The sequence below is a fragment of the Limnohabitans sp. TEGF003 genome, assembly GCF_055395455.1.
The window spans coordinates 2470238-2492053 of sequence record NZ_AP029225.1; the positions used below are offsets into that span (position 1 = coordinate 2470238).

Here is a 21816-nt window from a genome sequence, read left to right on the forward strand (position 1 = left end):
GTGGGTCACACCGGCAGGGTCGGTGATGGTGACGGTGCTGCCCGGCTCGGCGGTGCCACTGATGGTGGGCTTGCCGTCGCCGTCGGTGTCTTTGACGGTGACGCTGGTAGGCGCGTTGGGCACGCCGGTGTCGAGTGTGAAGCTGGTGCTGCCTGCACTGCTGGTGTTGCCGGCGCTGTCGGTGGCCACTGCGCTAACAGTGATGGCACCGTCGCTCAACTGGTTGGCGCCCGCACCGAGATCGCTGGCCGACAACTGGACAGACTGCGCACTGCCTGTGCCAGTGACGGTCTTGGTGAAGGTGGAGCCGTCTGCATCGGTGAAGGTCAAGGTCACGGCGGCGCCCGCCTCGGCGGTCACAGTGACCGCACCTGTGACAGCTGTGGCCTCAGCGCTGGTGGCCCCATTGCTCACGCCCGTACCCAAGGCGAGAGTCGGTGTGGTCGGGGCGGTCTTGTCAAGTGCGTCGATCAGCGCTTGCAGTTCGCTCAGGCTGTCGGTCTCGGAACCGTCGTTGGTTTTGGCAGCAATGGCCGCCAGCAATGTGGGCAGATTGTTGGCCGTGACGCCGGTGGTGTTCAGGCCGATCTTGGTGAGGTCGGCCACAGTGAGCGCTGGACTGGCTGTACCGTCATTGGCCACCGTCTGGATGGCGTTGGCGATGCGGGCCAGCTCGTTGATCTCGGCGATGGTGTCCACGTCCACCGCTTGCAATGCCCCTACGATGTCGTTGAGCAAAGCCAGGTTTTGCACATCGGTTGCAGCGTCGCCGAGGGTGGCACCGATCGCAGCGTATTGCGCGGCGGAAGGATCTTGGCCGTTGGCATCTCCAGCAGCGCCGTTGGCCTCGGCCAAGATGGCGTTGTAGGCGTCGACGATGACCTGCACTTCACCCGTGGTGTTGGCGGCTTCGCCATTGACGGCAGCGCTGGCCAAGGCGTCTTGTATGGCGACAACGTTGCCAGAGCTGACACCGCTGACACCTGCGCTGTTGAAGTCGGTGGTGGTGGGTGCCGTGCCGGTGGCGCTGACCAGGCCGCTGGTGTTGTTTTCAGCGTAAGCACTGATGGTGTCTAGCGCAGCAGTTTGCGCGGCGATGGCTGCGGCGACCACGGCTTGCACACCCGCTTGGGTGTTGAGCTGCGTGGCGTCGTTGGCCGCCACCAGCGCGGCCTGCACAGCAGGCAGGTTGTCGACTGTCACACCCGTGATGCCAAGCAATTCCAGTTGCGCTTGGGTGGCGTTGCCGTCCATGACGGCTTGCACGGCGGTGGCCAGAGCTTGCACTTCTGTCACGCTGTCCACGTCGCCCGTGGTTTTGGTCCCGATCACATCGCCCAACAGGGCCTCTTCTGCACCAGCGTCCACACCGTTGACGCCAATGGCGGCGTACTGCGCGGCAGACGGATCTTGGGCGTTGGCATCGGCCGTGGTGCCATTGGCTTCGGCCAGGATGGCAACGTAGGCGTTGACGATGGCTTGCACTTCGGCTGCCGTGTCGGCCAGTGCGCCGGTGATGTCGGCATCGGCCAGGGCACTGTTGATGGCGGCCACATTGGCGTCGGTCACACCGGTCACGCCCAAGGCGTCGTAGTCGGCGGTGGTGGGTGCGGGGTTGGTGACCAGGTCTGCGCCGTTGTCCTGTGCATAGGCCGCAATTTTGTTGGCTGCGGCAATGGCGGCACTCACCACGGCTTGCACGCCTGCTTGGGTGTTCAACTCGGTGGCGTCATCGGCCGCCGCCAGTGCGGCTTGCACACTGCTCAGGTTTTCTGGGGTCACGCCGGTGACGCCCAGCGCTTCGAGTTGGGCTTGGGTCGCTATGCCGTCCATGACGGCTTGCACGGCGGTGGCCAGGGCTTGCACTTCGGTGACGCTGTCCACTTCGCCAGTTGTTTTGGTGCCGATCACATCGCCCAGCAGGGCCTCTTCTGCACCAGCGTCCACACCGTTGACGCCAATGGCGGCGTACTGCGCGGCAGATGGATCTTGGGCGTTGGCATCGGCCGTGGTGCCATTGGCTTCGGCCAGGATGGCGGCGTAGGCGTTGACGATGGCTTGCACTTCGGCTGCCGTGTCGGCCAGTGCGCCGGTGATGTCGGCATCGGCCAGGGCACTGTTGATGGCGGCCACATTGGCGTCGGTCACGCCGGTCACACCCAAGGCGTCGTAGTCGGCGGTGGTGGGCGCGGGGTTGGTGACCAGGTCTGCGCCGTTGTCCTGCGCATAGGCCGCAATTTTGTTGGCTGCGGCAATGGCGGCACTCACCACGGCTTGCACGCCTGCTTGGGTGTTCAACTCGGTGGCGTCATCGGCCGCCGCCAGTGCGGCTTGCACACTGCTCAGGTTCGCATCGGTCACGCCGGTGATGCCCAGCGCTTCGAGTTGGGCCTTGGTCGCTGTGCCGTCCATGACGGCTTGCACGGCGGCGGCCAGGGCTTGCACTTCTGCGACTTCGTCGGCCGCGGTGCGTGCCTTCGCGTCCAGCACGTCACCGAGCAGGCTCACTTCCTCGGCCGTGTCCACACCCGTCACACCAATGGCGCTGTAGTTGGCTTGGCTTGGGTTGGCGGCGTTGTTACCGGTGCCGTCGGCAGCCGCCAAGATGGCGTTGAAGCCGTCAACAATGGCCTGTACTTCGGCGGTGGTGTTGGCCAGCTCGCCCGTCACATCCAGGTCGTTGAGAGCGTCGTTGATGGAAGCAAGGTTGGCGCTGGTCACACCCACAGCACCGGCAGCGGCGTACTGCACCACGCTCGGGCTGGTCGCGGTCGCATTGTTGGCTTGCGCAGCGGCTTCGATGGCGGCCAGAGCGTTGGCTTGTGTGGTGGCCGCGCCATCGACGATGGCTTGCAATTCGGCCTGGGTAGCAATCGGCGTGCCGTCGGCGTTGGCGGCGGCAATGGCGGCTTGCACAGCGGCCAGATTGCCAGGGCTGACACCGGTGACCAGCAGATTCAGCTGCGCCTCGCTCGGCGCGGTCTGGCTGGTTCCTGCGGTGTAGGCCACCACAGCGGCCACCGCGTCGGCCAGGGCTTGCACTTCGGTGACGCTGTCCACTTCGCCAGTTGTTTTGGTGCCGATCACATCGCCCAGCAGGGCCTCTTCTGCACCAGCGTCCACACCGTTGACGCCAATGGCTGCGTATTGGGCGGCAGACGGATCTTGGGTGTTGGCATCGGCCGTGGTGCCATTGGCTTCGGCCAGGATGGTGGCGTAGGCGTTGACGATAGTTTGCACTTCGGCTGCCGTGTCGGCCAGTGCGCCGGTGATGTCGGCATCGTTCAAAGCGCTGTTGATGGCGGCCAAATTATCAGCTGTCACCCCAATGGCACCGGCAGCGGCGTACTGCACCACGCTCGGGCTGGTCGCGGTCGCATTGTTGGCTTGCGCAGCGGCTTCGATGGCGGCCAGAGCGTTGGCTTGTGTGGTGGCCGCGCCATCGACGATGGCTTGCAATTCGGCCTGGGTAGCAATCGGCGTGCCGTCGGCGTTGGCGGCGGCAATGGCGGCTTGCACAGCGGCCAGATTGCCAGGGCTGACACCGGTGACCAGCAGATCCAGCTGCGCCTCGCTCGGCGCGGTCTGGCTGGTGCCTGCGGTGTAGGCCACCACAGCGGCCACCGCGTCGGCCAGGGCTTGCACTTCGGTGACGCTGTCCACTTCGCCAGTTGTTTTGGTGCCGATCACATCGCCCAGCAGGGCCTCTTCTGCACCAGCGTCCACACCGTTGACGCCAATGGCGGCGTACTGCGCGGCAGACGGATCTTGGGCGTTGGCATCGGCCGTGGTGCCATTGGCTTCGGCCAGGATGGCAACGTAGGCGTTGACGATGGCTTGCACTTCGGCTGCCGTGTCGGCCAGTGCGCCGGTGATGTCGGCATCGGCCAGGGCACTGTTGATGGCGGCCACATTGGCGTCGGTCACACCGGTCACGCCCAAGGCGTCGTAGTCGGCGGTGGTGGGCGCGGGGTTGGTGACCAGGTCTGCACCATTGTCTTGGGCGTAAGCGGCGATCTTGTTGGCCGCAGCGATCGCAGCACTCACCACGGCTTGCACACCGCTTTGGCTGTTGAGTTCGGTCGCGTCGGCAGCAGCGGCCAGTGCGGCTTGCACGCTGCTCAGGTTCGCATCGGTCACGCCGGTGATGCCCAGCGCTTCGAGTTGGGCCTTGGTCGCTGTGCCTGCCATGACGGCCTGCACAGCGTCAGCCAGGGCTTGCACTTTGGGCACCGTGTCGACGTCGGTGCTGGCTTTGGCGTCCAGCACGTCGCCGAGCAAACCTTCTTCTTGCGCGGTATCAACACCGTTGACCCCAATGGCGGCGTATTGGGCTTGGGTGGGGTTGGCGGCATCGTTGTTGGCCGTGCCGTCTGCGCTTTGCAAGATGGCAGCATAAGCATCCACGATGGCCTGCACTTCGGTGCGCTGGTCGGCTTCGGTGCCGATGATGTCCGGGTCTGCCAGGGCGCTGTTGATGGTGGCCACAGAGGGCTGACCTGCACCGCCGATACCGGTGACGCCGAGGGCGATGTAGTCGCCCAGCACGGGCGTGAGGCTGGCGTTGCTGGCGGCAGCAGCGCCGTCGTCTTGTGCGTAAGCGGCCAGCTTGTCGGCTGCTGCGTTGTAGGCGGACAGCGCAGCTTGAACCAAGTCCGCCAGCTCTTGCTGGGTGGCCAAGGGTGTGCCGTCGTTGTTGGCGGCATGGATGGCGTTGCGCACGGCCAGCAAGGCTTCGTCGGTGACAACGCTGGCACCCAGCGGCGTGCTAGCGCCCGTGGGCGTTTGGCCCGCCACGAGTGCGTTGATTTGGTCAGCGGTGGCGGTCAAGTCGGCGGTGGTGCTGAAAACGGTGGCCACGGCAGTGGCCAAGGTTTGCAGAGCCTCGGCGCTGTTGACGTCACTGGTTTGCTTACCGTCGACCACGTCGCTGAGCAACACGGCGTGGGTGTTGTCCAAGCCGGTCAGGCCCAGCAGCTGGTAGTCGGCCAGGGTAGGCGCGGCAGCGCCCGAGTTGCTGTCGGTGCCATCGGCCGCATTGAAGACTTTTTGGTAGGTGTTGACCAGGGTTTGGACTTCGGCGGCGGTGTTGACAGCCGCATCGTTGACAGCAGCGGTGTTGAGCACGCTGTTGATGGCGGCCAGGTTGGTGTTGGAGACACCGCTCACACCCAGGTCGGTGTAGTCGGCCACTGTGGGGGTGGTGGCAGTGGCGGTGTTGTTCAGGGCGGCGGTTTCAATGGCGTTGAGGGCTGCATTGAACTGGTCGACGGCGCTCTTGACAACGGCAGCCAGTTCAGCCTGGTTGGCAATCACGGTGCCATCGCTGTTGGCCGCGTCGATGGCCGCTTGCACGGCTTTGAGCGCATCGTCGCTGACCGGGACTGCGCCCAAGGTTGCGCCGCCCGTGGTCTGACCGGCCACCAACGCGTTGATTTGCGCGGCAGTCGGAGCCACATCGCTGGCCGGGTCGTCGTAGCCAAGAACGGCTTGGGCAGCGTTGGCCAGGGCTTGCACCTCGGCCACGGTGTCGATGTCGCCGTAGCTCTTGCCGTTGACCACGTCGCTCAGCAGCGCCGCACTGGCTTCGGTGATACCCGTCACGCCAATGGCGGCGTAGTCGGCCGCAGTGGGCTGTGCCGGGGCGTTGCTGTCGTTGCCGTCGGCTGCAGTGATGATCTTGTTGTAGGCGTTGACGATGGCCTGCACTTCGGCGGCGCTGTCGGCGTCGCCGCGGTCGTCAACTGTGCCCAGGGTGTTGTCTGCGCCGTTTTGGCTGTTGATCGCGTCGTTGATGGCGGCCAGGTTGGCGCTGCTGACACCGGTCACGCCTGCAGCAGCGTAGTCGGTGGTGGCAGGCGCTACGGCGCCGGTTTCGGCGTAGTCAGCGATCTTGTCGATGGCCAGCTCGTAGGCGTCCAAGGCGGCCTTGACGACATCGGCCAGTTCAGCCTGGTTGGCAATCACGGTGCCATCGCTGTTGGCCGCGTCGATGGCCGCTTGCACGGCTTTGAGCGCATCGTCGCTGACCGGGGCTGCGCCCAAGGTTGCGCCGCCCGTGGTCTGACCGGCCACCAACGCGTTGATTTGCGCGGCAGTCGGAGCCACATCGCTGGCCGGGTCGTCGTAGCCAAGAACGGCTTGGGCAGCGTTGGCCAGGGCTTGCACCTCGGCCACGGTGTCGATGTCGCCGTAGCTCTTGCCGTTGACCACGTCGCTCAGCAGCGCCGCACTGGCTTCGGTGATACCCGTCACGCCAATGGCGGCGTAGTCGGCCGCAGTGGGCTGTGCCGGGGCGTTGCTGTCGTTGCCGTCGGCTGCAGTGATGATCTTGTTGTAGGCGTTGACGATGGCCTGCACTTCGGCGGCGCTGTCGGCGTCGCCGCGGTCGTCAACTGTGCCCAGGGTGTTGTCTGCGCCGTTTTGGCTGTTGATCGCGTCGTTGATGGCGGCCAGGTTGGCGCTGCTGACACCGGTCACGCCTGCAGCAGCGTAGTCGGTGGTGGCAGGCGCTACGGCGCCGGTTTCGGCGTAATCGGCGATCGTGTCGATGGCCGTGTCGTAAGCGGCGATTGCGGTGTTGAGGATGCCTTGCAACTCGCTGAGCGAGTCTGTGGCGGTGCCGTCATTGGTCTGAACAGCAATGGCCGCGAGCACGGCTGGCAGGTTGTCGGCGGTCACGCCCGACAGGCCGATCTTGGCCAAGTCTTCGGCGGTGAGCGCCGGGGTGGGCGTGCCATTGGCGGCCAGCGTCTGGATGGCGTTGGCGATGCGGGCCAGTTCGTTGATTTCACCCACCGTGTCGACATCGGCCTTTTGCGCGGCACCCACGATGTCGTTGAGCAAGGCGAGATTTTCTGCATCGGTGGCCGCTGCGCCAATGTCGGCTCCAATGGCGGCATATTGCGCGGCAGTGGGATCGCCGTCTGGCGTGGCATCAAGCGTGGTGTCGCCAGCGACGCCGGTGGTGTCGTTGGCCTCGGCCAGGATGGCGTTGTAGGCGTCGACGATGGTCTGAACTTCGGCCGCGTTTTCCACCTCAGCGCCGGTGATGGGCGTGGTGTTGAGCACGCTGTTGATGGCGGCCAGGTTGTCTGCGGTGACCCCGGTCACACCCAGTGCGGTATAGATCGCCTGGCTGGGGGAGCTGCTGGTGGCGTTGTTGTTGTTGGCGGCAGCCTGGATCTCGGTCAAAGCCGAGTCGAAGCTGGTGGTGGCTGCATCGATGATGTTTTGCAACTCGATGAGGCTGTCGGTGGCTGCGCCGCCGTCGGCCTGGGCAGCGAGGGCAGCGCGCACAGTGTTGAGGTTGTCGGTCGTGACGTTGGCCAGACCCACTTTGGCAAAGTCGGCTGGCGTGAGCGATGGGCTGGGCGCACCGCCGGCGACGATTTGCTGGATGGCGTTGGCGATGCGGGCCAGCTCATTGAGTTCGGCCACGCTGTCAACAGCGGATTTTTGCGAAGCGCCCACGATGTCGTTGAGAAGCGCCAAGTTTTCTGCGTCGTTGGCGGCCAAGCCGATGCTGGCACCGACGGTGGCGTATTGAGCGGCCGTGGGGTCGATGGTGGGCGTGGTGTCAGTCACGCTGTCGCCGGTGTTGGCGTCCAGGTCATTGGCCTCTGCGAGGATGGCGTTCCAGGCGTTGACGATGGGCTGGATCTCAGCGGCACTGTCAACCGCCGCGCCATTGACTGGGACCGTGTTGAGGGTGCTGTTGATGGCCGCGACGTTGCCACTGTCTACACCGGTCACACCGGTGTCGGCGTATTGGCTGGTGGTGGGCGTGGTCGAGCTGGCACTGTTGCCTTCTGCCGCACCAGAGATGGCGGACAGCGCACTTTGGTAAGCCGTCAGGGCGTTTTGCACCACAGCGGCAAGTTCTGCCTGCGAAGCAATCGGGCTGGCATCGCTATTGGCCTTGTCGATGGCAGCCTGCACAGCGGCCAGTGCGTCATCTGTCACGGTGCCCACCGGGCTGCCGTTCACACTTTGACCAGCCACCAACGCGTTGATTTGGGCGGCAGTGGGGGCTGTGTCGGTGGCTGGGTCGTCGAAGCCAAGCACCGCTTTGGCGGCATCGGCCAGGGCTTGCAATTCAGGCACAGCGTCCACAGCGGTGCTGGGCTTGCCGTCAACCACGTCAGACAGCAGTGCGGCGGTGGCGGCGTCCACGCCGGTCACGCCGATGGCGGCGTAATCGGCTGCGGCGGGCACAGCAGCGCCGCTCGTGTTGGCGTCCGTGCCGTCGGCGGCGGCCAACACTTTGTTGTAGGCGTTGACGATGGCCTGCACTTCTACAGCAGAGTCAGCGGCAGCGCGGTCGTCGGTGGTGGCGGGGGTGCTGGCGGCTTGGGCGTCGATGGCGCTGTTGATGGCGGCCAGGTTACCGTCGGTGACACCCGTGACGCCTGCAGCAACGTAATCGCTCGTGGCAGGGGCTGGCTGGGTATTGTCAGCAGCGAAATCTGCGATCTTGTCGATCGCGGCCTCGTAAGCAGCGATCGAGGTGTTGAGGATGCCTTGCAACTCGCTCAGGGAGTCGGTGGCGGTGCCCTCATTGGCCTGTGCCGCAATGGCCGCGAGCACGGCGGGCAAATTGTCGGCGGTGACGCCAGACAGACCGACTTTGGTCAGGTCTTCGGCGGTGAGTGCAGGACTGGGCGTGCCGTTGGCAGCCACGACCTGAATCGCGTTGGCAATGCGCGCCAGCTCGTTGATTTCGGGGATGCTGTCGACATCGGACTTTTGCGCGGCGCCCACGATGTCATTGAGCAGTGCGAGATTTTCTGCATCGGTCGCCGCTGCGCCAATGTCGGCCCCGATGGCAGCGTATTGCGCTGCGGTGGGGTCGGCGGTGGGCGTAGCGTCTGGTGTGGTGTCACCAGCGGCTGCAGTAGTGTCGTTGGCCTCGGCCAAGATGGCGTTGTAGGCATTGACCAAGGCTTGGACTTCAGCGGCAGTGTCGACCTTGTCGCTGGTGACCGGGGCGCTGTTGAGCGCGCTGTTGATGGCGGCCAGGTTGTCGGCGGTGACGCCACTGACCCCGGCGTCGGCGTATTGTTGCGCGCTGGGGCTGGTGGCCGTGGCGTTGTTGCTGGCAGCGGCAGCCTGGATGGCGTTGAGCGCGTTGGTGTAAGCAGTGACCGCGTTGTCGATCAGGGTTTGCAGCTCGGCCTGGGTCGCGATCGGCGTGCCGTCAGCATTGGCCGCCGCAATGGCAGCCTGAACAGCGGCCAGGTTGTCGGCGGTAACGCCGGTGGCCAGCAGGCCCAACTCGTCCACGCCAGGCGCGGTTTGGCCATTGCTGCCGGTGTAGGCCACCGTGGTGGCCACGGCGTCGGCCAAGGCTTGCACCTCTGCCACGGTGTCGACTTGGTCGGCTGTTTTGGTGCCGATGATGTCGCCGAGCAAGGCGGTTTCAGCACCGGCGTCCACACCCGTCACGCCAATGGCGGCGTAGTTGGAAGCAGACGGATCTTGGGCGGTGACGTCTCCGCTGGTGCCATTGGCTTCGCGCAAGATGGCATTGAAACCGTCGACGATGGCCTGCACCTCGGCAGTGGAATCGGCGGCCTCGCCGTTGACCAAGGTACTGTTGAGCGCATCGTTGATGGCGGTCAGGTTGTCGGCCGTGACGCCCGAGACCGCGATGGTGCTGTATTGGGTCAAGCTGGGGCTGGAGCCATTGGCAGTGTTGCCTTGGGCAGCATCGCGGATGGCGTTCATGGCCACAGTGAAGTTGCCAGCTACGCCGTCCACAATCGCCTGGAGTTCGGCCAGGCTGTCGGTGGCAGCACCTTCATCATCTTTTGCGGCAATGGCGGCCAGCACAGCCGTCAGGTTGGCTGGCGTGACGTTGACCAGACCGGCTTTGCTGAGGTCATCGACCGTCAGGGCTGGGCTGGGCGTTTGGCCTGCTGCGGTTTGCTGGATAGCGTTGGCAATGCGTGCCAGCTCGTTGATCTCGGCGATGCTGTCTACACCGGTGGTAGCTTGCGCACCCACGATGTCGTTGAGCAAAGCCAGGTTGTCGAGATCGGTGGCCGCTGCGCCAATGTTGGCACCAATGGCAGCATATTGGGCGGCCGATGGATCTTGGGCATTGGCGTCTGTGGCTGTGCCGTTGGCTTCTGCCAGGATGGCGTTGTAGGCGTTGACGATGGCCTGCACTTCGGCAGCGCTGTCGGCATCGCCACGGTCATCGGTGTTGCCCAGGGTGTTGTCTGCACCGTTCTGGTTGTTGATGGCGTCGTTGATGGCGGCCAGATTGGCTTCGCTCACACCCGTCACACCGGCGGCGGAGTAGTCACCCACAGCAGGAGCCGTGGTGCCGGTCTCGGCGTAGTTGGCGATCTTGTCGATGGCCGCTGTGTAAGCGTCGAGCGCGGCTTGAACCACATTGGCCAGTTCTTGCTGACTGGCAATGGGGGTGCTGTCGCTGTTGGCCTCATCAATGGCTTGTTGCACAGCAGCCAGGGCATCGGCCGTCACGGTGTCGGCAGGCAGCACAGCGCCGCCGGTGGGCGTCTGGCCCGCGACGAGCGCGTTAATTTGCGCTGCGGTAGGCGCCGTGTCGGTGGGCTGGTCGTAGCCGGTCACGGCCTTGGCTGCGTCGGCCAAAGCTTGCACTTCGGCCACGGTGTCGACGGCGTCTGTGGTTTTGCCATCGATCACATCCGACAGCAAAGCGGCAGCGGCGGCGTCCACACCGGTCACGCCGATGGCGGCGTAGTCGGCGGCGGTGGGCACAGCGGTGCCGCTGGTGTTGGTGTCCGTGCCGTCGGCAGCGGCCAAAACCTTGTTGTAAGCGTCGACGATGGCTTGCACTTCAGCGGCGGTATTGGCACCCTCGCGGTCGTTGGCATTGCCCACGGTGGTGTCTGCGCCGGCCTGGCTGTTGATGGCATCGTTGATGCTGGCGAGGTTGGCGCTGCTGACCCCGGTGATGCCTGCGGCGGCGTAGTCGGTGGCCGCAGGAGCCACAGCACCAGTTTCGGCATAGTCGGCGATCTTGTCGATGGCGACTTCGTAAGCGGCGATCGTAGTGTTGAGGATGCCTTGCAACTCGCTCAGGGAGTCGGTGGCGGTGCCCTCATTGGCCTGTGCCGCAATGGCCGCGAGCACGGCGGGCAAATTGTCGGCGGTGACGCCAGACAGACCGACTTTGGTCAGGTCTTCGGCGGTGAGTGCAGGACTGGGCGTGCCGTTGGCAGCCACGACCTGAATCGCGTTGGCAATGCGCGCCAGCTCGTTGATTTCGGGGATGCTGTCGACATCGGCCTTTTGCGCGGCGCCCACGATGTCGTTGAGCAATGCGAGGTTTTCGGCATCGGTCGCCGCTGCGCCAATGTCGGCCCCGATGGCAGCGTATTGCGCTGCGGTGGGGTCGGCGGTGGGCGTGGCGTCTGGCGTGGTGTCGCCAGCGGCTGCAGTAGTGTCGTTGGCCTCGGCCAAGATGGCGTTGTAGGCATTGACCAAGGCTTGGACTTCAGCGGCAGTGTCGACCTTGTCGCTGGTGACCGGGGCGCTGTTGAGCGCGCTGTTGATGGCGGCCAGGTTGCCGGCGGTGACGCCACTGACCCCGGCGTCAACATATTGTTGCGCTGTGGGGCTGAGCGTGCCTGAGGTGCTGGCGTTGTTGTTGCCAGCGGCCTCCTGGATGGCATTGAGCGCGTTGGTGTAAGCGGCTGTCGCGTTGCTGACGACGCCCTGCAGCTCGCTCAAGGAGTCGGTGGCAGTGCCGTTGTCGGCCTGGGCTGCAATGGCCGCGAGCACGGCGGGCAAATTGTCGGCGGTGACGCCAGACAAACCGATCTGGGCCAGGTCTTCGGCGGTGAGTGCCGGGTTGGGCGTTTGGCCTGCTGCCGTTTGCTGGATGGCGTTGACAATCCGGGCCAACTCGTTGATGTCGGCGATGCTGTCCACATTGCTCGTTTGCGAGGCGCCGACGATGTCGTTGAGCAGCGCGAGGTTTTCGGCATCGGTCGCCGCCGCGCCAATGTCGGCCCCAATGGCAGCATATTGCGCGGCAGTGGGATCGCTCTCTGGCGTGGCATCAGGCGTGGTGTCGCCTGCTGCGGCGGTGCTGTCGTTGGCCTCGGCCAAGATGGCGTTGTAGGCGTTGACGATCGCCTGGACTTTGGCAGCGGTGTCGGCATCGCCACGGTCATCGGCATTGGCCAGCGTGTTGTCTGTGCCGTTTTGGTTGTTGATGGCGTCGTTGATGGCCGCCAAATTACTGTCACTCACGCCCGTCACGCCTGCAGCCTCGTAGTCAGAGGTGGCGGGGGCTGTAGTGCCTGTCTCGGCGTAGTCGGCGATCTTGTCGATGGCCAAGGCATAAGCGTCCATCGCAGCTTTGACCACATCGGCCAGTTGCTGCTGCGTCGCCAGGGGCGTGCCGTCGCTGTTGGCGGCGTCGATGGCGGCCTGAACGGCTTTGAGCGCGTCGTCGGTAATAGGGTTGGTCAAGGTGCTGCCGCCAGCTGTCTGGCCTGTGACCAGGGCGTTGATCTGGTCTTTGGTCGGCGCGGTGTCTGTCGCCGGATCGTCGTAGCCGATCACGGCTTTGGCCGCATCAGCCAGGGCCTGGACTTCCGCCACGGTATTCACAGCCTCAACTGTCAAGCCGTTGATCACGTCCGACAACATCGCGGCAGTGGCGTCGGTGACGCCCGTCACGCCAATGGTGGCGTAGTCCGCTGCAGCGGGCAGAAGTGGGGTGTTGCTGTCATTGCCGTCAGCGGTGCTCAAAATCTTGCTGTAAGCATTGACGATGGCCTGAACTTCGGCTGGGCTGTCAACGGCGCTGCTGTCGTTGCCATTGCCCAGCACGCTGTCGCTGCCGGTCTGGCTGTTGATGGCGTCGTTCACGGCAGCCAGGTTGCCCCCTGCGCCACCGGTCACGCCGGTCACGCCTGCATTGGCGTAATCGGTGGCGGTAGGCGCAGTTGTGCCTGTAGCGGCATAGTCGGCAATCTTGCCGATGGCCGCGCTGAGCGTGACGCTCAGGGTACCTGCGGCACTGTTGTTGCCGCTTGCGTCTTGGCTGGTGATGCTGAGGGTGTAGACGCCATCTTGCGCCAAGAGGGTGTTGGGCAGAGTCGGGGTGGCTGTGCCACTGGCAGCATCCGGGTTGGTCACGGTGTGTGTGAAGCGGCGCTCGACACCATCTGGGCCCGTCACCGTGAAAGTGAGCACGTCGTCCGCCACACTGCCCGAAGGCAAGGTCACGCTGGTTTGCAGACCGTCCGCCAGTTCTGCCGCCGTGATCCCGCTGGACGCTTCGACAATCATCAGCACAGGTACCGATACAGCAGCGGGTGTGCCGTTGGCGTTTTGCCCGGGAGCGACTGTATCGAGTGTGAAGCTGACGTTGTTGGCAGCTGCGCCCAAATTACCGTTCAAATCGGTCAGTGTCGCGGTCAAGCTGCAAGCGCCATCGGCACTGGTCGTGGTCTTGGGCACGTTCAAAATGCTCGTGCCCGCAGTCGCTTCCGCATTGGTGACTGTGTGACTGAACTGACGAACGATGCCCAAGGGGTCGGTCACGCTGACGGTCAGAGTTTCGCCAGCTTGCGTACCGGCAGGCAGGCTAACACTGACTTGCAAGCCGTCGCTCAGTTCAGTTGCATTGACGCGCAGATCGGCCGCTTCGGCCAGGGTGACGGTGGGGGCCAATGGGGCCAGGGTATCCACATCGACGGTGCGGCTGACCGTGGCTTGACTGCCAAAGGCGTTGGTCACAGCGACGCTGTAGTCAACGTCGCCTTCGGGCAGCAAGGCCACTGCCGAGGCTGGAATAGTGACAAGAATCAGATTGCTGCCAGGCGTGGTGCCGGCCAACACTTGGGCGGTGTAACTGGTGCCATTGAGCGTGACAAGGACGTCAGAACCCACGTCGGCATCGGTGGTGCCTGTGAGCACCACGGCCGAGTCGTTTTCAATGGCGTTGATCCGATCGTCACCCGACAAGGGATTGAGCGTGACAACAGGCGGCTGGGTGTTGATGATCAACTCCGCGGCGCTGGCGTCCTCTTTGGTAACGTTGCCAGCGGTGGTGGTCACCTGCACATCGTAGGTGCCGTCAGTGAGCGTCACACCTGCGGCTGCGGTATCCAGGCTCCAGGCTTGGGTGGTGGCGTTGTAGCTCAAGCCCGTTGGCAAGCTAGCGATGGTGCCGCTGATTGTGACGCCGTTGACGATGACCGTGAGCGTGTCACTGGCTTCCAGCGCAATGTAGTTGCTGGCCACAGCAGGATCGGCACCTGGCAGCAGCTTGCGGGCCAGACCCGACAAAATCGGTGTGGTGTCGTTGGTGAGGGTGTTGTTGACGGTGGGTACGTCGGGGCTGGCGGTGTTGGTGCGCAAGCCAAATCGATTGTCAACAATCGGATTGCCCGCTTTGTCGGACGTTTGAGCAATGACTTCGTAGACGTTGCCGTGGTTCAGGGCAATGGCGTCCGGATCGGTGACGGTCACGCTCCAGGTGTTGTCCATCAAGGCACGCGACCTGGGGGCTTGGACAGTGGTGGTGTAAGTCGTGCGGTTGAGCGTGACGTACACCGTCGAGCCCACTTCGGCGTCGGTCACACCACTGAGCACCAGCGGCGTGGCCAGCGTGGTGGGCGAGGTGCCACGTTCAGCGGCATCGAGCTCGCCGACAAACTGGTTTTGGCTCGCATCGACCGTGTCCCCTGCGATGGTGCTCACGCCAAGGCCGGGCTGCGTGGTGTCCAGTGTGAAACTCAAGCTGGCAGTTTGGGTCGTAGCGCCGTTGGCGTGGGCGATCTGGCTGGTGACCGTGTAGTCGCCGTCGACCACCGCACCGCCCGTCTGGACCACAGTTTGACTGAGGACCACTGAGGCAGCGCCTGCGGCCAGGTCGTTAGCAGTGAGCACATGGGTGACGACAGCCGGTGTGCCGTCGTTGTTGTCGATGGTGAGGGTCAGGGTGTCGCCGACAGCGGCGTCTGCCGGCAAAGTCACCAGGGTTTGGATGCCATCGGCCAGCTCATCAGCGCTGATGCCATTGGTGGCTTCAGCCACGGCGATGACCGGCTGGGCGTTGGCCCAGTTGACATCGCGCACCAGGTCTTGGAGCTCGCCCAGCGTGTCGACACCGGTGCCGCTGTCGTTGGTGGCGGCCACAGCCGCGAGGTATTGGGACAAAAAGGACGGATTGACGCTGTCCAGACCGATGGCTTGCAAGTCAGCTGCGGTGAGCGCGGGGCTGATGGGCGTGGTGCCTGCAGCGGTTAGCACCAACCGGTCAGCAATGCTGGCCAAATTGACCACCGCGGCACCCGGATTGTCACCGGTCAGGGTGGAAGCTGGGGCGTTGTCCACGATTTGGTTGAATAAGGCGAGATCGGCAGGACTGTTGATCACATTGGACAACCCCAGTGCGGCGATGTCGTTTGCATCCAACAAAGGAATGCCTTCTTCTTGACCATTGGCCAAAGCATTGAGTTTGGTCGCAGCATCGACCAGGTCTTGTAATTCTTCCCGGCTGTCGACAGTGGCACCCGTCACCCCTGTGGTGTCAAGCAGGCTGTTGATCAAGCCCACATTGGCCGCAGTCACGCCAGTGACGCCCGCGGCCCCATAGATGATGGGGCTGATGGCCGAGCTGGTGCCGGTGTTGTTTTCGGCGGCGGCAACGATGGTTGCCAGCGCGTTGTTGATGCCGTTGACCAAGGCCTGTAATTCGGCCTGGGTGACGGGCTGGTTGGCATTGGTGCCTGTGGTGTTGGTGTTGGCATCGGCCAACGCAGCCAACACACTGGCAAGGTTGGCGTCGGAGACGCCGGTCACCAAGGCTTGCAGCTGGGCCACTGTGGGGGCTGTGTTGCTGCCGGTATAGACCACGGCCGCTTGAGCAGCATCGGCCAGGCCTTGGATGTCTCCTGCGGTGTCAACAGCTGTGACGGGCTTGCTGTCGATCACATCCGACAACAGTTTGGCGGTGACGTCGTTCACACTCACGCCGATGGCAGCGTAGTCGGCGGCAGTGGGCGTCGCAGTTGCATTCGAATCGGTACCATCCGCAGACGCCAAAATTTTGTTGTACGCATCAACAATGGCTTGCAACTCGGCAGGGCTGTCGGCCTCGACACCAGAAACGCCGGTTGCGCTGGACTGTGCGCCTGTGATGCCTGTGTTCAAGGCGCTGTTGATGGCAGACACGTTGGCATTGGTGACGCCTGTGACGCCGGCAGCTGCATAGTCGGCCGGGTTGAGCGTCGCAGCGGTGTTGTCTTCGGCTGTGGCCGCGATAAAGGCTGCAGCTGCGTTGAGGTCGTCCACGATGGCTTGCAGACCCGCCAAAGTGTTGAGCTGTGTCGCATCGTTGGCTGCCGTCAGTGCGGCTTGCACGGCGGCCAAGTTATCTTGGGTGACGCCGGTCACGCCCAAAATTTCGAGCTGCGCCTGCGTGGCGTTGCCCTCCATGACGGCTTGCACCGCGTCAGCCAAAGCCTGCACTTTGGACACGCTGTCCACATCGCCGGTGTTCTTGATGCCAATCACATCGCCCAACAAGGCTTCTTCTGCGCCGGCATCCACACCTTTCACGCCGATGGCAGCGTACTGCGCTGCAGACGGATCTTGGGCGTTGGCATCAGCGTCGCTGCCGTTGGCCTCGGCCAAGATGGCGGTGTAGGCGTTGACGATGGCCTGCACCTCGGCAACGGTGTCGGCTGCTTCGCGGTCGTTGGCGTTGCCCACGGCGGTGTCAGATCCCGCTTGCGCGTTGATGGCGCTGTTGATGGCGGCCAAGTTGGCATCGGTGACACCGTTCACGCCTGCAGCAGCGTAGTCGGCAACGGCTGGGGCAACCTGCCCCGTTTCGGCGAAGCTGGCAATCTTCTCCAGAGCAATCACATCCGCACCTGAATCGCCAGGGCCGGCTGAACCGCCACCGCCACCGCCACCGCCACCGCCACCGCCACCGCCACCGCCACCGCCACCGCCACCTGCAGCTGCCGCACCCAAAGCGCCTGCGCCGGCCACCAAGGGGTTGAACGCCAACACACCCAAGGCAACACCGCTGGCATCAGCCACTTCCACGTTGCCCAAAAATGAGTACGCACTGCCACGGGCCTCGGTCAAAGACGTCAATGCACTTTCAGTGTCGCTGCTTTCGACAATGTATTCATAAAAGCTGCCGTTCTCGGCCTCGCCAATCAAGCCCGAAAAACCATCCGGTACCGCGTCGTAGTAACCCTCGAGCACCACATGCGGTGCATCCACCCCCTCTTCCAGCATCACCAACAAGTCTTGGCCCACGCGTTTGACCTTGACCATCTCCGGCGCGGTCTGACCTTCACGGGCCAAATCCTTGAGTTGGTATTTCAGGCCGGGCTGCACCTTGATGCGCAGCGGTTGGCCTGAACTCGCAGCGGTGAGTTTGACGTCAAAAACCTCTGGTGTCTTACCTTTTGATTGCTGAACGACGACTTGGATTTGGGGTGTTGCCATGGTGGTGATCAATTCGAAAAATTATTTGGATGCGGCCTTGGTGCCAACTGCGGCTGTCGGTGCGACGGCGGATTCGGAAGGGGTGCGGCAAGCCTCGGAGCGACGCACGCGGCTTTGAAAGCCTGTTGGCATCGCTGAGCCAGCTTCTTGTCGGGCCGTGTCGGGCGTGACTTCTTGCCAGCGCACACCCTGCTCAACCAGCGATTCAACTCGGAAATAACGGCTTTGCCCCGAGACCAGTTCCGTGTCAATGGATTGAAATCCAGTGGCAGCGGGGTGGATGGCCTTCAATCGAACGGCTATCAGACCTGGGGAGACGCACAGCTCTGTGTAGGTTCCCGCAAACAGGGTGGCGTGGTACGCGTCAGCTATATACAAGCGCAAAGGATGCGCAGATGCCTGTTGGGCTGGACGGTAAAAAACCAACTGCCCTCGCCCCTGTCCCGCAACAGGCTGGTCTTGCAAGGCAGAAAGCGAAAGGGAGGGCAAAGGAGCCTGGATGGGCGCTTTGGACGCGGTGTCTGTCTGTGCGAAAGTCATTTGTGCGCACAGCAACCATGCTAGGGGCACCACCAGCACGCGTCTCACAGCAGCTTGGACTTGACAGCGTGGGTTAACAAATTTGGCAATAGAAGTGGTCATTTCAAACAATTGCAGCCCGATTACAGGCTTTTATGAATTTTGATCACATAGTTTACATATATTCAACGATCAAAAATTTATTCTTACGAATAAATACACAAAAAATTTGCCAAAATAAACATAAAAAACGAAATAAACAATTAATTCATTGAATTTAATACGCATCGATTTGATGATTTACGACTTTTTTCCAGCAAAAACATGATGTTGCAAGCACGAGCAGCTCAAAACGCGACGACCCAAAAACATCAAAAATCGCAGAAAGCAAGGGTGCGTTCCAGGCCAAGACTTCTCCACTGCCGTGCATGGCCCTTGCCGAAATGAATGCGTAAGAACACAGCCCGGCATGGGCGAGCGAAGACCATTCAAACGACAAAAAGGCCCATCGGCGCAAAACGCCGATGGGCCCTTGAAATTGGAAAGCGTTAGGTGACCGTGAAACTCAAAGACGGCGAGCGATGTCGCCGATCAACTGCACCGCCAACTCTTGCTTGCTGGCATGCGGCAATTCGCGTGCACCGGCTGCGTCCACCAGAAGCAAGGCGTTGTCATCCTGGCCAAAGGTGGCGGGGCCAATGTTGCCCACCAGCAAAGGGACGTTTTTGCGGACACGCTTGGCCGTGGCGTGTGCCAGCAGGTCATGGCTTTCGGCAGCAAAACCCACGCAGAACAATTCGCCCGACACGCCACGCGGTGACTGGGCGATGGTGGCCAGAATGTCTGGGTTTTCAACAAAGCTCAGCTCAGGGGGCTGACCGGAGCCATCTTTTTTGATCTTTTGATCGGCCGAATGGGCAGGCCGCCAATCGGCCACAGCAGCCGTGGCGATGAACACACCGGCCGCATCGGCATGCAACTGCACAGCTTCGAGCATTTGACGTGCCGAACGCACATCCACACGCTGCACGCCCCGTGGTGTGGGCAAATGCACCGGCCCCGCCACCAGCGTGACACTCGCCCCGGCCATGCGGGCCGCCCGGGCAATGGCAAAACCCATCTTGCCACTGGACAAATTGGTGATGCCGCGCACCGGGTCAATCGCCTCATAAGTGGGCCCGGCCGTGACCAGCACCGCCTTACCCGCCAGCACCTTGGGCGTGAAAAACGCTTCCAGCTCTTCCAGAATTTCATTGGCTTCGAGCATGCGCCCGTCACCTGTTTCGCCGCAGGCCTGATCGCCCTGCCCCACATCCAGCACATGGATGCCATCGGCTTTGAGTTGGGCCACATTGCGCTGCGTGGCCGGGTTGGACCACATTTCTCGGTTCATGGCCGGGGCCACGATCAGCGGCACCTTGTCCAGAGGCCGCGCCAGGCACATCAAACTGAGCAGTTCATCGGCACCGCCGTGCAGCAGTTTGGACATGAAATCCGCACTCGCCGGGGCCACCACCATCGCATCGGCCTCGCGGCTCAAGTTGATGTGTGCCATGTTGTTGGCCTCGCGCGGGTCCCACTGAGAGGTGTAAACCGGCCGGCCCGACAGGGCCTGCATGGTGACGGCCGTCATGAATTGCTCGGCCGCTTTAGTCATCACGACCTGCACCGTCACGCCCGCCTTGACCAAGGCGCGGCAGAGTTCAGCCGACTTGAAGGCCGCAATGCCGCCCGACAAGCCCAGAACGATGTGTTTTCCAGCCAATGTGCTCATGGCGGGGAATGTAGCAGACCACAACGTGCCCAAGGCGTTGATACGAGGGCTATGCCTGTAGTTGAATGGGCTGCAGTGGCTCAACACACATTCGCGAGCAGGGGATCGCTCCTACCAAAATTACAAGCGCAGCGGTCAAAGGATGTGATGTGGGAGGCCGCCCCTGCGGCCGAATGGGTGCTGTGGCACATCCAGCATTCGCGAGCGGGGGCTCGCTCCCACAAAAATACAAGCTCAACGCAGCCCTGGCCCCGGCGCGGAAAACCACCACCGCCACGTCCAACGAACCCACAAGAAACGCCTGAAGACCGGGAAAACCCCGAACCCGACTGTCTATAATCACGATTTCCACCTACCGGGGGCTGTTGGCTCCCGTCTTGGACATGACCAAATTCGTCTTCGTCACCGGCGGTGTGGTGTCTTCCCTGGGCAAGGGAATCGCCTCCGCATCGCTCGCCGCCATCCTCGAATCGCGCGGCCTCTCTGTCACCCTCATCAAGCTCGATCCCTACCTCAACGTCGACCCCGGCACCATGTCGCCCATCCAGCACGGCGAAGTGTTTGTGACCGACGACGGCGCTGAAACCGACCTGGACCTGGGCCACTACGAACGCTTCATCAACACCCGGATGAAGAAGGCCAACAACTTCACGACCGGCCAGATCTACAAAAGCGTGCTCGAAAAAGAACGCCGCGGCGACTACCTGGGCAAGACCGTGCAGGTCATCCCCCACGTCACCAACGAAATCCAGGACTTCGTCAAGCGCGGCGCGGGTTATGGCACGCCCGAAGCGGTGGATGTGGCCATCGTCGAAATCGGTGGCACCGTGGGTGACATCGAGTCGCTGCCGTTTCTGGAGGCCGTGCGCCAGCTCAGCCTGCGCCTGGGCCCCAACAACACCGCCTTTGTGCACCTGACTTACCTGCCCTGGATCGCCACGGCCGGTGAACTCAAAACCAAGCCGACACAACACACCGTGCAGAAACTGCGCGAGATCGGCATCCAGCCCGATGCCCTGCTGTGCCGTGCAGACCGCTACATCCCCGACGACGAGCGCGACAAGATTTCGCTGTTCACCAACGTGCAGGGCTGGGGCGTGATCTCCATGCCCGACGTAGACACCATCTACAAAGTGCCCCGTGTGCTGCACGAGCAGGGCCTGGACGGTCTGATCTGCGACAAACTGCGCCTGAACACACCCCCCGCCAACCTCAAGCGCTGGGACGATCTGGTGCACGACACCGAGCACCCCCAAGGCGAAGTGACCATTGCCATGGTGGGAAAATACGTGGAACTGACCGACAGCTACAAATCGGTCAACGAAGCGCTCAAGCACGCCGGCATGCGCAACCGTGTGCGCGTGAAGATCGAGCACATCGACTCCGAAACCATCACCCCCGAGACCGTGGCCAGCCTGGCCAAATTCGACGGCGTGCTGGTGCCCGGCGGCTTTGGCAAACGCGGTGTCGAGGGCAAGATCGAAACGGCCCAATACGCCCGCACCCACAAAGTGCCTTACCTCGGCATCTGCTTGGGCATGCAAGTGGCCACCATCGAGTACGCCCGTCATGTGGCCGGCATGAAGGACGCCAACAGCACCGAGTTCGAGCCCGACACCCCCTACCCCGTGATCGCCCTGATCAACGAGTGGAAAGACGCCGATGGCTCCATCCAGAAACGCGACGCCAACTCCGATTTGGGCGGCACCATGCGTCTGGGTGCACAAAGCTCCGACGTGGCCAAGGGCACGCTGGCCCACCAGATCTACGGCGACGTGGTGACCGAACGCCACCGCCACCGTTACGAGGCCAACGTCAATTACCTGGACGACCTGCGCAAGGCCGGGCTGGTGATCTCGGCGCTGACCCAGCGCGAGCAGCTGACCGAGATCGTCGAACTGCCACAAACGGTTCACCCTTGGTATGTGGGCGTGCAGTTCCACCCCGAATTCAAGTCCACACCCTGGGACGGCCACCCCTTGTTCAACGCCTTCGTCAAGGCGGCGGTTGAACACAAGGCTGCCGCCTGAGAACCATCA

3 protein-coding genes (1 of these 3 running past the window's edge) are annotated in these 21816 nt (G+C 63.0%); 1 reads left to right on the forward strand and 2 read right to left on the reverse strand.

Annotated features, from left to right (window positions below; genetic code table 11):
• Positions 1-17484, reverse strand: the 5' portion of a protein-coding gene (locus tag ACZ5RT_RS11935; protein ID WP_464452599.1) for a beta strand repeat-containing protein. 12714 nt of this gene lie to the left of the window's left edge; 17484 of the gene's 30198 nt are visible here — the first part of the coding sequence; the start codon lies at positions 17482-17484; its stop codon lies off the left edge, out of view.
• 1084 nt (positions 17485-18568) lie between these two features.
• Positions 18569-19777: a bifunctional phosphopantothenoylcysteine decarboxylase/phosphopantothenate--cysteine ligase CoaBC gene (gene coaBC / locus ACZ5RT_RS11940; RefSeq protein WP_464452600.1), complete on the reverse strand. Its 1209-nt coding sequence runs from the start codon at positions 19775-19777 to the stop codon at positions 18569-18571.
• A 383-nt stretch (positions 19778-20160) separates the two neighbouring features.
• On the opposite strand from coaBC, the gene ACZ5RT_RS11945 reads away from it, so the two are divergent.
• On the forward strand, positions 20161-21807 hold the full coding sequence (locus tag ACZ5RT_RS11945) for a CTP synthase (protein ID WP_464452601.1): 1647 nt from the start codon (positions 20161-20163) through the stop codon (positions 21805-21807).
• Positions 21808-21816 lie beyond the last annotated feature (9 nt).